Raw genomic sequence first — 14,620 nt, forward strand, 5'->3', positions numbered from 1 at the left:
GGCTATCGGTCGCTACCGCTCCTGCCTATCCCTTGTCCTCGGTCGCTCCGCGCCCCGAGCTACGGCCTGTTGGCCTGCGCACTGGCTTTAGATTTTTACAGGATTCTCATTGGTCTACTGATACCAAGCCTATACGGCAATAGGAGGGGACAACAAATAGAAGGTGTCAAAAAAAATCCGACTTCCCATTTTAAAACCCTTCCCTTTCCATCAACCATCCTTCTCCTCCACCGTGCCATCGATATGGCGAGCGAAGCGACCTTGCTCGCGGGCATGTACAGGTGCGGCACTCGACCAAGGCCAGCCACCGAATTGGGTGCGTTGATATTCTTGGAACGCTTCCATTATTTCAGCCTGTGAGTTCATCACGAAAGGGCCGTGTTGTACGACTGGCTCATTGATCGGCCTTCCTTGCAGTAGAAGGAGATAAGCCTCTTTTTCGCCGTTTTTGAGGATCGTTTCTTGATCCGCCCGTAGTTCCATACCGTGGTTGGGTTGAATGCTTTGCCCTGCTACACTCAGGCTATCTCCTTCGTAATAATAAAGAGAGCGATTGGCCTCAGCAGAAGCAAGTGGTAATGTCCACTCAGCGCCAGGCGCCATCTTGATGGTGAAAATAGCGACTTCATTTGCCGGGTCAGCGGCCCAGGAATTGGGCGTAGGAGCGGGACCAGAAACCTCGCCAAGGGTGCCTGCCGTAAGTTCTATCTCCGTGGTGTGGCCATTGTTGTCTTGGTGAACAACCTGTGGTATCATGTCGTTCCACAGCATCCGGAAGTGGGGTTCGACGAACTTGCTCACCTTCGGCAAATTCAGCCACAATTGAAAAAGCACCAACGGATTTTTCTTTTCTTGCTCTAGGAGCGGAAACATCTCAGCATGTTGCAGGCCTTTCCCAGAGGTAAGCCATTGTACATCACCATGACCAAATCGGGCCATAGCGCCCAAAGAGTCGGAATGATCGACCAGCCCCTTCTTTACGATGGTCACGGTTTCAAAACCACGATGGGGGTGAGCAGGAAACCCCGGCACTTGCTGGCCGTGGTACATACGCCAGCCATCTTTAATCACAAAGTCTTGCCCAAGGTTGCGTCCGACTAAAGACGCATCTGGTCCCATGTTTTCATTCCCTTTTGGGTAATCATCAGCGTGGTAGACACAAAACAAGAAAGGATCCTGTGTTTTCCAGGGAAAACCTAATGGACTAATCTGGAGAATGGGCGAAGAATTCATGTAGCTACAAGTTATTTTTATACATAACCGTTGGGAGGCAAAAAAGTTACTTTCTCTGACAATTTTTGTGGTCAAGCTAAGGGATAAGGAAATAAATAACTGGTGAGGAGCGAGTATCTCAATCGTATGATTGTGTTCTACGGTTGGGACACATCTTTTTGAAAGCGGATTTAAGTGTAATTGCCCAAATAAACAGAATTCAAATCAATCAGGTGCAGTAGAAAATTTCAGAAAAAAAACTCAAACCGCTCATGTTAGTTTCCGAACTAACATGTTATATCCCGCTGGTCTCCCGACCAGCAGTCAGTATTAGCCCATTTTACGCTGGTCAGGAGACCAGAAAGATAATGTCCCGACCAAGAAGGTCGGGATAGTCTGGGGACTACGACGAGCCTACATATTCGAAATGTGCCCCAACCGTAGATCGTACTGGTACGATTGGGGCACTAATGCGTGACGGTTTCCTGAAATTACATAACCTCTAAAATTGCAGTGCACACGTACTTTACGTCACTCCTTCCTCGCGAGGAAGGAGCTGCTGGAGGATGGAGCTAAAAAAGGGAGAAGGCATGGCCCATAAAGCCCTAAGCGCTAAGCTATTTCTTTACCAAAACTCGGTGCTGCGCTGTAGCGATCTACAAATTCTTGCATCTCATCAACCATCGCTGGTGAGCCGATAGCGATAGATTCCCGTTGGTGCAAGTGCTTTACTTCGAGGTCCAGAATACGCTTGAGCTGGCAGGTGATGGCACGCCCTCCGGCTTGTTCAACAATGAAAGCAAGCGGGTTGCATTCGTAAACCAACCGGAGCTTTCCACGAGGGAATTTGCGGGTGTTGGGGTACAAAAAGATGCCGCCCTGGAAGAGGATACGGTGAATGTCACTGACCATGCTGCCGATATAGCGAAGGCGCAGGTTGAGGTCTGAACAGTGGTCGATATAGCGCCGCATTTCTACATCAAACTTGAGGTAGTAGCCCTGGTTGACAGAGTAGTAATTGCCACGATCAGGAATGCGGATATCACGATGGCTAAGGCAAAACTCGCCGATACTAGGGTCGAGTGTAAAACCATTGACGCCACGACCAGTAGAGTAGACCAGTAGGGTAGAGGTGCCATAGAGCACATAACCAGCAGCTACAAGCTCAGTGCCTTTTTGGAGGAAATCCGTTTTGTCACAAGGCTCACTGAGGGGACTTATCCGACGATAGATGCCGAAAATCGTACCTACAGAGACGTTAACATCAATATTGGAGGAACCATCGAGTGGGTCGAAAACGACAATGTACTTTGATTCTTTACCATCAACGGGCGTTAGTGGGATGAAGTCTTCATCTTCTTCACTGGCGATACCTGCACACTCGCCGCTATTGCGTAAGCATTCGATGAGTTTTTCATTGGCGAAAAGATCTAGCTTCTGGACTTCGTCGCCAGTAGCATTTTCCGAATCTGCACGGCCAAGGATGCCGATAAGGCCGGCCTTATTGACTTCACGGTTGACGATTTTGGCGGCAACGCCAATGTCTCGCAGCAAGCCGGTAAGCTCTCCGGAGGCATAAGGGAAATCCTTCTGGCGTTTGATGATGAATTCGTCAAGGGTAACGATACGATCCATTGATGTCGGTTTTATTATGGTTGTTGCAGTAAAGGTACGAATCAGGGGGTGATATTAAAGGTGATTTATCGCAACCGCTTTTTTAAAAGGAAATTGTGTCACGATGTTTTTACAAAAATTCATGTTATTGCTCTTTTTCTAATTTGTCTTTGACTATCCGCTGTAAAAAGGCGGGCATCTTTTCCAGTTGCTTTGCTACTTCCAGCATTAAACGGGGGTCACGCTGGCCGGGGATGTATTCTCCCTCCATTGGACGGTCTTTCAATCCCATGTATTTTTCGATTTGATGCTCCAGATAAAAAGCTACTCGTGGGTTCTTTAAGCCGCTGATCAGCTTGACGATTTCCTTGTTTTTTAAGAAGACGAGCACATTGTAGGCATAATCAGCACGGTCATTGGTGCGGCTTTCTTCATAGCGCTCTACATATAATTGGGCCACTTGGTCGCGTGAGAATTGTAAGTTTTTCCAACCGAGAAAATTGATAGGCCGATGTTCACTACGAAGCTCGAAAGCCGTGACACTGAGGTAGGTGGTATTGATTAAAAAGGAAATGGCCTTAAACAAGAAATAAACACCAATGAGCAAGAACAAGCCTAAAAAAAAAGGAACAAAAAAAGGAAGTTCTTGATGATTTGATGTTAGCGCTACAATTCCGACTAGAGGAATTGCTGTGAACATAGTGCCGATGATAAAGTAGCTTCTTACGCGACTTATTAAGCGCCATTTTAGTTTAATGTCGAGCTGCAAGCCTGGCACGACTTCGATCCCTTGGGGCATCATCAGGTGGGTCTTGTGCTCATTGTTGAAAGAACTATCGACAGCATCGCTGATTCGAAAAACCTGATTGCATTCAGCACATTTGGCGATATTATCCGGGATGTTAATTTCTGAGCCAGGAATGGCTGCATTACAATGAGGACAGTTTAGAAGCATTTGTTTCTATTTGTATGGGATTCAATATACGCCAAGAAGAGGAAATGGCAAAGACGAGAAGAGCATTACCAAAATAAGTATCTTAGATTTCTTATCATTGCTCTACAAGGATAAAAAATGCAAGCACACACCGATCAACATATTATTGAAGCCATGAGGGCAGGCAACTTCTCCATCCTAAACCAGGTGTATAAAGAACATGCTCCGACAATCCGTTCGTGGATCATCAAGAACAATGGGCACGAGGAGGATGCGCAAGATGTTTTCCAGGAAGCAATCATCGCTTTACACCAAAAGGCCAACGATCACTCCTTTGTTCTTACCTGTCCGCTAGGTGCGCTTATTTTTCGGATATGCCAAAATAAGTGGCTGAACCAGTTGCGAAAAAAAAATAGAGAGACAGAGGTAAGAAATTGGGAGGAAGAGAGATATAAGGATGAAAGTTCGTTGGTACCTATGCTGGAAGCCATTGAAGAAGAGCAAATAAGGCAGCGCAAGCTCGATGCGTGCTTTCAACAACTAAGTGAATTGTGTCAAAAACTACTCCATTTATTGATCTCGGGCGTATCTTCCGGAGAGGCCGCGGTGCAATTGGGGATGAATGATGCCAATACCGTTTATCGCAGGAAAAACGCTTGTGTTGGCCGCTGGCGCACCTTGTATCAGGCTCAAAATTAAGGAAGATGGAAGAAAAAGACTACAAATTACTCGATCAGTATTTACAGGACGAACTGCCCGATGATCAAAAGGCTGCTTTCCGACAACGCATAAAAGAAGAGGAGCCTTTGGCTGAGGAACTGAAACTCCGGCAACAGATGCATACTTATTTGCGTACGAAAGCCCAGCAACCAGATTTAGAAGCGGCTATGAAGAACTTGGGCGGCACCTATTTTTCGCCGGCTGAAAAGGCAACAAAAATCGTACCGATAGCCCGCCGCAGACTCTACGTGGGGTTAGGTATAGCTGCTGCTATCGCGCTGGTGTTGCTTGTTTGGAACCCTTTTGGTTCGGGTAACCTTTACAAGGCTTATGCCCAACATCCACCACTGGCGTTGGTGGAAAAAGGCGATGCGCTGGCCCTGGCCCAACAGGCAGAGGTCGCTTATGGTGAGAAGGATTACAAGACAGCTTACGATTTACTCAATGAGTTGACGGATTTGTCTTCCGAAAATGTACAGCTCCAACTGGCGCTTGGGATCAGCGCATTAGAAACGGGGCGTACAACCAAAGCTCGGCAGCTATTTGAAAAATTGGCAGAGGGCAATAGCGCATTACGCAACTATGGGTGTTGGTACTTGGCATTGAGTTACCTGAAGACAGAAGAGTTTGCTCAAGCGAAAGCCGAATTGCAAAAACTTGACGATTCAGATCCTGCACTGTATGATAAGGCCGCTCAGTTGTTGGAAGAACTTTAATCTGCTGAATGATTTATCCTTACAAACCTATTTAACACATATGAACCTACTTAAAAAATCATGCCTGATATTATTCCTATTGGCGGTTGCAAGCCCTTTGGTTGCACAGACCGTTCTGGACGAGGATACCTTTGATACCGATCTAAATGGCTGGACCAGTAGTACCGGTTGGGAATGGTCAGCTGATGGCCGTGCCAATAGTGCCAACAATTTTTGGGATGGCCGCCCACCGATAGGATCGGTGTCTGGACCGGGAGCACTTGCTTATCGGGCGGCAGCAGGAGACATAGGCAGGGTGGTTTCTCGCCCCTATGATTTTTCGGGTAACGCTACCGTTTTTCTTCGTTTTACACAGTATTACCGACGTTGGCAGGGAGCTACCCGGTTAAATATTCTTGTAGGAGGAGCACTTGCTCAGAGTATTCAGTTGAATGCCAATGTTGGTGTCAATATTGAAACTTCGCACCGCGATCTGCAAATTGTAGACATCACTGAAGGGGCATCCAATAACGAAAACGTACAACTGGAATTTATCTTTGAAGGCACCAATTATTTCTGGCTCATTGATGATGTTCAGTTTTTTGACGACTATCCGTACCCACAAACACGGCCTTCCTTTTTTGGCGACAGCCTCGCTAATTTTGGTGCACCTTACGATAATTATCAGGTGGATTCTTCCGGTTGGGCGTATGTACCCAAGCAGCTGGTGGTGCAGTTTGCTGCTGGCGTTACAGAACCAGAAAAACAAGCCATCCGTGATACGGTAGGAGCTGTAAAAATATCTACCTGCGTTTGTGATCGCCTCGAGCTTTGGGAACTCACCAATGACCCTCTTAATTTTGGAGATAACCAAGGCCCTGATGGTGGATCAATAGGTATTCTTTCTAATAAAAAAGGCACAGGAAGCACAGCAAAAGTCGATGGAGTAGATTATAATTATTACAACGGCACCCAGCTTCAAGACCGAGAAGATGTGCCAATACAGGCTCTCACTCCAGCAGATTTATTGCCTTTCGCTACCAGCCCCGTAGATGCTTTGCGTGTCGCAATTCTGGATACCGGCCTGGATATTACCCACTCATGGGTGAGCGAATTTATTTACAGAATCCCTGATATTGATGATAATGACTGTTTGGTAAATGATCCTATCGGCTGGAATTTTGTCGATAGCCTCAATAATGTTTTTGATGACAACAGCCACGGTACTCACGTAGCTGGGATTGTAGCCGAAACGTTGCGGACACTCAACCAGAATCAAGACAATTGCAGCTACCAGATTTTGCCTTATAAAACCCACGATGAGCATGGTATTGCGACCCTCTTTAATGTAACCTGTGCTACCTATCAGGCTATTCAGGATAGCGCTCGGATTATCAATGACAGTTGGGGCTTTTATGGAGATCCTAGTGAAATTTTGCAAAATGCACTGGACAGTGTTGAGCTAGCTGGTGCCTATGTCGTATCGGCCGCTGGTAATGAAGGTCTGCGATTAGATACCCTGTTGCAGTACCCCGCTTGTTATGCCAATAACAACATGATCAGTGTGGCGGCAGAATTATTTGATCCTAATGGAACAATAGCTTTGGCCGATTTCTCGAATATCAGTAATACCTTAGTGGATATAGCAGCGCCGGGAGACAGTATTCGATCTTCCTTACCTCGGCCTGCTTATGGCGATATTCAGGGGAACTTAATGGGGGCGAAGTCTGGTACCTCCATGGCAGCTCCGGCGGTTAGTGCCGCTCTGGCAGTGGCCTATTGTGCCGGGCCACTCGAAGCGAAAGACCGTTTATTGGATTGTGCGGAGCAGTTTGAGCCCTATTTCCCAGATATCATCCAGATGCGACGTTTAGAACTCAATAAGACTTGTATTACCCCAGTCGGTGTTGTTCCGGGAACCCAATCACCTCAGTTTAGCCTTTATCCTAATCCTGCGAGCCAGCAAATTCAGGTACGTGCAGAAGCGGAAGGAGGTTTTACTCAACTGAGAATAGTGGACATGAGAGGAGTAACCATGTTGGAGTATCAACAGCCTTCGTGGTCAACAGGACAAGTGACAGGTCTGAACTTGAATGCCCTTCCTGCTGGGAGCTATTTTCTACAGATTCAACAGGAAGATGCATATTGGGTCACTAAGTTTATTAAAATTTAAAGAACAGCCTTTGCCTACTATACCATTAAAGTGTCGATTGGTAAAAAACATATTTCCTTTACTCTTACTTGTTGTGCAGGTAAGCCTGTTGGCACAATCGGCTCCTTGTTCTTTTTCTAAAACCATTAGTGCCGTTATTCAGGAAGGTGATATTGAGGAATTGAATCAAACCCACTTTGAATTGGCCAAATGTGGCCAATGGCCAGATTCCTTGGCCCTTGTTTTTCACCGATTGGGAACTGCTTACTATGGCAAGGAGCAATTGGATTCTGCCATCATTTTTACACATGCAGCTCAGAAGCAATGGGAACTTGTGAACCTGGACACATATACCTTGGCACAAGGCAAGTCGAATTTCAACCTAGGCTATTTTTTAAAACAGCGGGGAAGTTATTTGCAGGCTAAACCCTATTTACGAAAAGCAGTAGAAGTCTATGAGGATTTGGAACTCAAGGGTCGTTTGCAGGTCAGTTATCGACAATTGGGGCAGGTATGGCAAAACGAAGGAGCTTTTACAGAAGCAGCTGCCTATTTCCGGCTGGCCCGGGATGTCGCAGAAGAAGAGAATGATCAATCTAGCCTAGCGAAAACATACCTTGATTTGGGACAATTGCTCTGGGAGAAAGGAGAGGGGCTGCAGGCGCTGGATACCCTGCAACGCGCACTTGAGATTTTTAGAACGCAAGAGGAAGAGGAAGATTTTTTCGCTTGTCAGAACCAGATAGCGCTGGTTTATGATCAATTGGGAAATAAGAAAGAAGCCATTCGTTATTACCAGCAAGCACTGGCTGGGTATGAAGATTGGGGCAATTGCGTTCGAGCCGCCTTAGTGGCAAATAATTTAGGGGTAGCCTACCTGGAGATCAAGCTTTTTCAAGAGGCAGAGGAGGTGTTAAATAGAGGTTTGGAACTGGCAGAAATCTGTGAGTCGCTGGAAATCATTGCGCAAAGCCACGATAATACCGGAGAGCTTTACCTGAGTATGGACCAACCAGAGGCGGCTTTGGCCGCTTACCTGAAAGCGGTTGAAACCATTTTACCGCCCCGCCAAGGTTCAACGATTTATCAACTTATCCAATACTCTCCGCACAAGCTTGATTTGCTTACTTATTTTACGGATGTGGCCTTAGCACACAAAGCCCTCTATCAGAAAAATAAAGACCCTGACCAGCTCCGTCGGGCTCTGCTTGTTTACCAAACGGGGGATTATCTGATTGACCAAATTCGGCAAGGGCATTACGATCAAGCGACCCAATTGTTCTGGAGGCAGAAAGTGTTACCATTTTATGAAGCCGCTATCGAATGCACCTATTTATTGGAAGATGGCGACCAGGCCTTCCATTTCTTTGAAAAAAGCCAGTCGGTTCTACTACTGGAGGCTGTGCAAGGGGCACAGTTGCTAAGTCGTATTTCCGATAGCTTACGGATTGTTGAACAGCACCTGAAAAATGAATTACGAGAAGCAGAGTTCGCTTTACAGGCAGTGGAAGAAGGGGGGCAAAAACAAGTAGAAGCGATCTTCTTGAGTGCACAGGAGCAACTGCGTGCGTTTTACGAACATCTGGCAGCCACTTATCCTCAGTTTGGCACCAGTAAAGAAAACCACCACTTGGTTGATAAAGCACAGTTTCAGGCGCAATTTTTGTCGACTACTGGCAGCGGGCTTTTACATTACTTTTGGGGAACTCGCAACGTTTACGCCCTGAGCGTTATCAGTGGAGCGACCCATATTGTAGACTTGGGCCCACAGGAGAAACTGGCCCAAATACTAACCAACTACCTTGCTTTTTTTCAATCCAATCAGGAAATAGAGCAAGCTCCTGAGGCGTTTCTTAGCCAGAGTTATGAGTTGTATACTTTGTTGATAGCGCCGCTTTTTTCGGATTTTCCCAGTCAGCTTATTATCATTCCTGCTGGTCCACTGGCTTACTTGCCTTTTGAGACACTGATTGCCAGCAAAGCGAATAATACCCAATTGGCTACAGCTGATTATTTACTACGTAGTTCACGGCTGCTGTATGCTTATTCGGCGACCTTGTACGCTCGTCCCAGGACAGAGCGCTCAGGGACAGATGGGGCTTTATTGGCATTGGCTCCTTTTGCCGGACAGGGCAAGGGCGATTATGCGCAGCTGACTTATAGCGGAGAGGAGTTGGCCACCATTGGTGAATATTTTCCAGCAGCGTTGCTAAGGGATGGAGCAGCCACCAAGCGGGCATTTCTTTCCAAGCAGTCAGGAAACCAAATTTTGCACCTTTCAACGCATGCTTTTGGTTATTCGCCACAGCAGGCGCCGCACATTGTTTTTTACGATAGCATATTGACCCTTTCTGATATTTACAAACTATCTATCCCCGCTGAAATGGTCGTCTTAAGTGCTTGCCAAACCCAAACCGGGCAACTGGCCAGTGGCGAAGGCGTATTGGGGCTGGGGCGGGCATTTATCTACGCAGGTACCGGTAGTGTGGTTGCCAGTTTATGGAATTTGAATGACCGCTTTACCAGTCAATTAATGGGCGATTTTTATAAAGAATTAGCCGCTAATCAACCCAAAGCGGAGGCGCTGCGGCGGGCAAAGCTTTCTTTTTTAGATAACCCTGATATTCCCTCTTTTCAAAAATCGCCTTATTACTGGGCGGGATTAACCTATTATGGTGATCAACATCCCTTGATATCATCGGGTAAGGGGTTGTGGAAATACACCTGGTTGGCGCTTGTAGGCTTAGTATTGTTGGGAAGTTTCTATACCTGGAATAGAACACGTTCTTAGATTGATTCTAAATTAATGTTAGTACAACTGTTGTGTGAACATTAAGGCTTAGTTTGGGCTTTATTATAAACTAACAATCAACCAACTAAAGTATGGATCAACCAAAAATTGCCGCCAAGGCACCTGTGCGTGTAGAATTAGAGGCTGGAAAAAATTACGCATGGTGTACTTGTGGAGAGTCTTCTAATCAACCCTTCTGTGATGGCTCCCATAAAGGGTCGGCTTTTTCTCCCAAAATTTTTCAAGTGGAAGAAACAAAAACTTACGGGATGTGTCAATGTAAACACACCCAAAAACCTGGTTTTTGCGATGGAAGCCACAAAGCACTCTAAACCAACTGGTTTTTAAGTGCGTAAATTACCAAGCCGGCAGTATTGCGTACCCCGGTTTTGTCGAGCAAATTCTGCCGATGTCCTTCAACTGTTCTTTTGCTAATGAATAATTGCTGTGCGATTTCGCCGGTAGTGTGTTCCTTGCAGATCAGTTGAAGGATTTCTTTTTCCCTTGGGGTAAGCGTAAAAAGTGCTTGCTTACTCTGGTCTGTGGCGCTTGTATCCTTCTTTTTAATATTACTAAGTAAGGCTTTCGCTACATAGTCATTAAGGTAATACTCCTGGGTCATTACCTTTTTAATAGCCTCGCGCAAGATAGACGGTTCTTCATTTTTGAGCAGATAACCATTGGCTCCTAGCGAAAGCACATGGTGGATGAAATGTTCGTCATCGTGCATGGTCAACAAGATGATTTTTACCTCCGGAGCAATAGTTTTTAGCTTTTCAGCTACTTCTATTCCATCCATACCTGGCATTTTGAGGTCCAGGAGTACGACATCTGGCAGCTGAGTGGTTACGGCAGCCAAAAAATCAGCGCCGTTATTAGCTTCAATAACAATATCAATTTCCGGGTATCCTTCAAGGATTAGGCGTAAGCCTTTTAAAAATAGGGTTTGATCATCAACTAAGGCAACTTTAATAGGTGACATGAAGTATGGATTTTGGAATAACAAGTAAAAGATTCATCCCTTCTCCAGGGCTGGAGTCCAGGTGGAGTTGAGCATCCATGAGTTGCGCGCGACTTTCTATATTTATCAGGCCAAAGCTTTTGCCTGATCCAGGTTTAGGTGCATCTAAATCAAAGCCTTGGCCGTTGTCGTGGTAAAGAAAATGTAGATGGTCTGGCAAAAAGCGTAGACTCAAGTCAATAGTTGTGGCTTTCGCATGTTTAAGCGTATTATTCACCAGTTCCTGTGCAACTCGGAAGAGGGAGCTTTCTACTTCCTCTGGTAAGCGAATGACCTCACCTTGGCATTCAAAATCAACGGTATGACTTTGTAGTTTTCTTACTCGTTGACAGAGGTCTTCAATGGCTGCAACCAGTCCGTAGCGTTGTAGGCTGGCAGGGGAAAGGTTGCTACTTAGCTCACGCATAGTGCGCATACTTTCGTCAAGAATATTACCCGCTTCGGTAATCAGAGGCTTTGATTCCTGTATAGAATCTGATGTTTCAATTTTCTTTAAGTACAGCTTGCCTGCCGAAATAAGACTGCCGATGCCATCATGGAGTTCAGAGGCCAGTTTGCGCCGTTCTTCTTCCTGTGCGGAAACCACTGCTTGCATCAAACGTTTTTGCTGACTGGTTTCAATATCACGGATTTGTTTTTGCTGTAAAAGCAGTCGTTTTTGATAGACAATAAAGAATACCACAATGGCAATTGCCAACGATAGCATAGCAATGATGACGAAAAGCAACAGTGGAAAAGAAAGACCTACTTCGTTGGTTGTACCCATAATGCAATCATAAAGAACAAGTTGTTAAAGGTATTGAATATTCCGTGGACCCCCCACATAGAAAAAGACATGGCCTTGTCAGATAATATATAATTACTTATAATGAAAAGGATTAGGCTGCCAGAAAAATAAATTAAACTACCAGTTGTAACCCAGAAAAGAGGGTCCGTTTCGAGATTATCCAAGTCAAGCTTACGTAACCGTTGGTAAAAATAACAGAGACAAAAGATAATTATAAGGATGGCTCCGAAGGATCGGGCGTGTGCATTGAAATTGTAAATACCGTCAATCCAGATTGCACAGATAATGGCGAAAGACCAAAAGGCAATCAATATTCCCCCAAAGAATCTTTTTGAAAAAGGAGGGATAAGCCGTTTGGCAAAGATGAACCAAAGTAAGGTGAATTGAACCGCTGAAAATAAATGTAGCAGCGGAAGATTTCTTAAGTGGAGTACGCGACCCAATAATACAGCCGCTAACTCCACTAAGATGGAAAAAATAACCAAGGCAAGAACGTATCGCTGGATAATTTGCAAACGCTTTATCCTCATTAACCCTACAATCAATGGCAATGCCACTGAATAAGTGGAGGTAGACATAAAAAATCTTGCGAGGCTTTCTTCCATGATTTCAGAGATGCGTTTTTAAAGGAATCATTGACTACAAACCGGCGGACAGGGATTAGAAAAGTCGAAAAATGAACTCTTACGACTCCCATTAACTAAAGTTTTCGGTGCTGGAGAGTCGATGGGGCGAATTTCAATGACTGGTCGAAAACCAAAAGGATGACCACTGACCGGAATACTATTACCCAGGTAGAGGCAAATATGCATGTCTCCTCCAAGCAGCCCATCTTCTAATTGAGTGATGATGGATGTTGTTTCCTCTTCTTGGAACGTATAATACTTTACACGCTGCACCAAATGCTTGGAATCAGCACCTTCAAATGCATGACCGATCATTTCGTAGGGCGTTTCCATCCAAGCGCGGGCAAAGAGGATAGCTCCATCGGGTGGAATTTCGTTTGTGCCATTATTGGGGCCGTAGGCATCCTTTTCCAGGAATGGTGGATTGGGGTCCCAGGCGAATTCCAAGGTAGCCGTGCTGCCTGATGCATCTAAGCCCTCTAGGAAAAACTGAATTGCTGGGGTAGACGGGACCTTGTTGAAATCGTAAGTAGGATCAACTCCTAAGCGAATACGAAGACGAGTAGGGGCGGAGCTAAGCAGTGTAGCAAGCTTAGTCTGATCAGTAATTCTAAAACCAGCAACTCTTGCCGTTTGGGAGTCGTTTGCATCAAAGGCATAAAACAAGGTTGGTAGATTTTTAGGTAAGCAGGTTTGCCATGCTGCATAAGAAAGGCTAGACATAGTGATATTGAATTATGGGTAAAGAATTTGAGGAGCTTAATTTAGCATAAAGCCCTCGCTTTTATAGGGCTAAATGAGAAAATAATTGAAACCACGTATAAATACCTGGACGGCAATCCGTATTTCTACCCTGTTGGATGCAAGTAGCTACACCTGTTTTGTAAAACAAGCCTTTCTACGCTGTTATTATCGCTGTACTTGCCCCTATCTTTGAAGTATCAGAACAAACACCTACAACGCTAGAAACACAAATACTTACAATGCTAAAAGCACTTACAACCCATATTAACCCATACAAGCGATAAACACACCGAAGTATCGTGCTTAAAATATTTTAGGGGAGGAGCTTAATGATTCTAAGGAACAGCACGAAAATAAAATGAGATTCTGTTTTTCATAATAGTTGAATAAACGATTCATTTAAAGAGTTTTAACTATTTGAAAAACCTGAAAAGAATCGCATTTTTATTTTCTGCGCAATACTAAGGAATACAAGAGCATCTTTAAATACGGGCTCTGTTGGAAACGACAGGGCTTTTTTTATGTTGAAGTACTTCATTTTTACAATGTTTTTCTCCTAAATGGGCTAATTCAGAGCAATAAGTCATCATTAGAGAGCATTTTGAGCAAAATACCCAGCGGGCTTCCTACCTTTGCAGAAAACTAATAGTTATGCGTTATTTTCCTCTATTGGGCTTGGTTCTGGTCGCAAGCTGCCTGTTTTTCTGGAACGCTACTTCAGAAGATCTATCTTCTACCTCTGATGATACCACCATCGAATGGCTAAGTTGGGAAGAGGCGATTTCCCGAATGGAAACCCAGCCTAAGAAGATTTTTGTTGATGTCTATACCGATTGGTGTGGTTGGTGCAAGCGCATGGATGCGAGTACCTTTGTTGACCCAGCTGTTGTAAAGCAGATGAATGAGCATTTCTACGCGGTAAAATTGGATGCGGAACAGACGGAAGATATTCTTTATGATAACCACACCTTTGTTTACCGTACCGATGTAGGCAGGAGAGGTGTGCATGAACTGGCAATGGCTTTGCTTGATAATCGCATGAGCTATCCCTCTTTCGTTTATTTGGACGAAAACAGAAATCGCATTACGATCTCACCAGGATATAAGGATGCTGCTGTAATGGGTACCGAGCTACAATTCATTGGTGCTGATCATTTCAAAACTCAAACTTTGGAAGCATTTAAGGCTACGCAGGGTAAATAATTCCTGAAAAGGCAAGTTGTAGCAACCTTTTTTCTCAGCAAGGGTTATTATACTTGTTGTTACTAGTAAGCTTTTGTTTATTGGGCGCAGCTTGCCTATTTTGAGATATCGGTCGCGTTGA

Annotated in this window: 13 protein-coding genes; 6 read left to right on the forward strand and 7 right to left on the reverse strand. The window is 45.0% G+C overall.

Annotated elements, in window-relative coordinates; all coding sequences use genetic code 11:
• Positions 1–210: 210 nt before the first annotated feature.
• From ACRBG0_RS23500 to ACRBG0_RS23510, 3 genes are all read right to left on the reverse strand, one after another.
• Positions 211–1,233 carry a pirin family protein gene (locus ACRBG0_RS23500; protein ID WP_431489286.1) on the reverse strand — a complete coding sequence of 341 codons (1,023 nt, stop codon included), beginning with the start codon at positions 1,231–1,233 and terminating at the stop codon, positions 211–213.
• 591 nt (positions 1,234–1,824) lie between these two features.
• On the reverse strand, positions 1,825–2,847 hold the full coding sequence (gene fbp / locus ACRBG0_RS23505) for a class 1 fructose-bisphosphatase (protein WP_431489287.1): 1,023 nt from the start codon (positions 2,845–2,847) through the stop codon (positions 1,825–1,827).
• 124 nt (positions 2,848–2,971) lie between these two features.
• The gene (locus ACRBG0_RS23510) at positions 2,972–3,781 is read right to left on the reverse strand and encodes a hypothetical protein (RefSeq protein ID WP_431489288.1); all 810 of its coding nucleotides are present in this window, start codon (positions 3,779–3,781) and stop codon (positions 2,972–2,974) included.
• A gap of 117 nt (positions 3,782–3,898) precedes the next feature.
• Between ACRBG0_RS23510 and ACRBG0_RS23515 the strand changes: the two genes are divergently transcribed.
• From ACRBG0_RS23515 to ACRBG0_RS23535, 5 genes are all read left to right on the forward strand, one after another.
• Entirely contained in the window at positions 3,899–4,459 is a 561-nt protein-coding gene (locus tag ACRBG0_RS23515; RefSeq protein WP_431489289.1) for an RNA polymerase sigma factor, read from the forward strand.
• 5 nt (positions 4,460–4,464) lie between these two features.
• A complete protein-coding gene (locus ACRBG0_RS23520) occupies positions 4,465–5,196 on the forward strand; it encodes a tetratricopeptide repeat protein (RefSeq protein ID WP_431489290.1) in 732 nt (243 codons plus the stop codon).
• A 40-nt stretch (positions 5,197–5,236) separates the two neighbouring features.
• The gene (locus tag ACRBG0_RS23525) at positions 5,237–7,348 is read left to right on the forward strand and encodes a S8 family peptidase (protein WP_431489291.1); all 2,112 of its coding nucleotides are present in this window, start codon (positions 5,237–5,239) and stop codon (positions 7,346–7,348) included.
• A gap of 10 nt (positions 7,349–7,358) precedes the next feature.
• On the forward strand, positions 7,359–10,118 hold the full coding sequence (locus tag ACRBG0_RS23530) for a CHAT domain-containing protein (RefSeq protein ID WP_431489292.1): 2,760 nt from the start codon (positions 7,359–7,361) through the stop codon (positions 10,116–10,118).
• A gap of 92 nt (positions 10,119–10,210) precedes the next feature.
• Positions 10,211–10,450, forward strand: a complete 240-nt coding sequence (locus tag ACRBG0_RS23535; protein WP_431489293.1) for a CDGSH iron-sulfur domain-containing protein — start codon at positions 10,211–10,213, stop codon at positions 10,448–10,450.
• On the opposite strand, the gene ACRBG0_RS23540 is transcribed toward ACRBG0_RS23535, so the two are convergent.
• From ACRBG0_RS23540 to ACRBG0_RS23555, 4 genes are read right to left on the reverse strand one after another with little or no spacing between them, the layout of a single operon-like run.
• The gene (locus ACRBG0_RS23540; protein WP_431489294.1) at positions 10,447–11,100 is read right to left on the reverse strand and encodes a response regulator; all 654 of its coding nucleotides are present in this window, start codon (positions 11,098–11,100) and stop codon (positions 10,447–10,449) included. The genes ACRBG0_RS23535 and ACRBG0_RS23540 overlap by 4 nt on opposite strands.
• Positions 11,087–11,905, reverse strand: a complete 819-nt coding sequence (locus tag ACRBG0_RS23545) for a sensor histidine kinase (RefSeq protein WP_431489295.1) — start codon at positions 11,903–11,905, stop codon at positions 11,087–11,089. Before ACRBG0_RS23545 ends, ACRBG0_RS23540 begins: the two co-directional genes overlap by 14 nt.
• Positions 11,884–12,531, reverse strand: a complete 648-nt coding sequence (locus ACRBG0_RS23550) for a hypothetical protein (RefSeq protein WP_431489296.1) — start codon at positions 12,529–12,531, stop codon at positions 11,884–11,886. Before ACRBG0_RS23550 ends, ACRBG0_RS23545 begins: the two co-directional genes overlap by 22 nt.
• A gap of 27 nt (positions 12,532–12,558) precedes the next feature.
• Positions 12,559–13,275, reverse strand: a complete 717-nt coding sequence (locus tag ACRBG0_RS23555; RefSeq protein ID WP_431489297.1) for a hypothetical protein — start codon at positions 13,273–13,275, stop codon at positions 12,559–12,561.
• Positions 13,276–13,947: 672 nt separating this feature from the next.
• Between ACRBG0_RS23555 and ACRBG0_RS23560 the strand changes: the two genes are divergently transcribed.
• Positions 13,948–14,499 carry a thioredoxin family protein gene (locus ACRBG0_RS23560; protein WP_431489298.1) on the forward strand — a complete coding sequence of 184 codons (552 nt, stop codon included), beginning with the start codon at positions 13,948–13,950 and terminating at the stop codon, positions 14,497–14,499.
• Positions 14,500–14,620 lie beyond the last annotated feature (121 nt).

Origin of the sequence: Lewinella sp. (assembly GCF_050633125.1) — a bacterium.
Lineage (GTDB): Bacteria > Bacteroidota > Bacteroidia > Chitinophagales > Saprospiraceae > Lewinella.

What these genes read in the sequence shown, in the direction of transcription:
- ACRBG0_RS23500 (WP_431489286.1), bottom strand. Translation starts at nt 1,233, where the DNA reads ATGAATTCTTCGCCCATTCTCCAGATTAGTCCATTAGGTTTTCCCTGG.
- fbp (WP_431489287.1), bottom strand. Translation starts at nt 2,847, where the DNA reads ATGGATCGTATCGTTACCCTTGACGAATTCATCATCAAACGCCAGAAG.
- ACRBG0_RS23510 (WP_431489288.1), bottom strand. Translation starts at nt 3,781, where the DNA reads ATGCTTCTAAACTGTCCTCATTGTAATGCAGCCATTCCTGGCTCAGAA.
- ACRBG0_RS23515 (WP_431489289.1), top strand. Translation starts at nt 3,899, where the DNA reads ATGCAAGCACACACCGATCAACATATTATTGAAGCCATGAGGGCAGGC.
- ACRBG0_RS23520 (WP_431489290.1), top strand. Translation starts at nt 4,465, where the DNA reads ATGGAAGAAAAAGACTACAAATTACTCGATCAGTATTTACAGGACGAA.
- ACRBG0_RS23525 (WP_431489291.1), top strand. Translation starts at nt 5,237, where the DNA reads ATGAACCTACTTAAAAAATCATGCCTGATATTATTCCTATTGGCGGTT.
- ACRBG0_RS23535 (WP_431489293.1), top strand. Translation starts at nt 10,211, where the DNA reads ATGGATCAACCAAAAATTGCCGCCAAGGCACCTGTGCGTGTAGAATTA.
- ACRBG0_RS23540 (WP_431489294.1), bottom strand. Translation starts at nt 11,100, where the DNA reads ATGTCACCTATTAAAGTTGCCTTAGTTGATGATCAAACCCTATTTTTA.
- ACRBG0_RS23545 (WP_431489295.1), bottom strand. Translation starts at nt 11,905, where the DNA reads ATGGGTACAACCAACGAAGTAGGTCTTTCTTTTCCACTGTTGCTTTTC.
- ACRBG0_RS23550 (WP_431489296.1), bottom strand. Translation starts at nt 12,531, where the DNA reads ATGGAAGAAAGCCTCGCAAGATTTTTTATGTCTACCTCCACTTATTCA.
- ACRBG0_RS23555 (WP_431489297.1), bottom strand. Translation starts at nt 13,275, where the DNA reads ATGTCTAGCCTTTCTTATGCAGCATGGCAAACCTGCTTACCTAAAAAT.
- ACRBG0_RS23560 (WP_431489298.1), top strand. Translation starts at nt 13,948, where the DNA reads ATGCGTTATTTTCCTCTATTGGGCTTGGTTCTGGTCGCAAGCTGCCTG.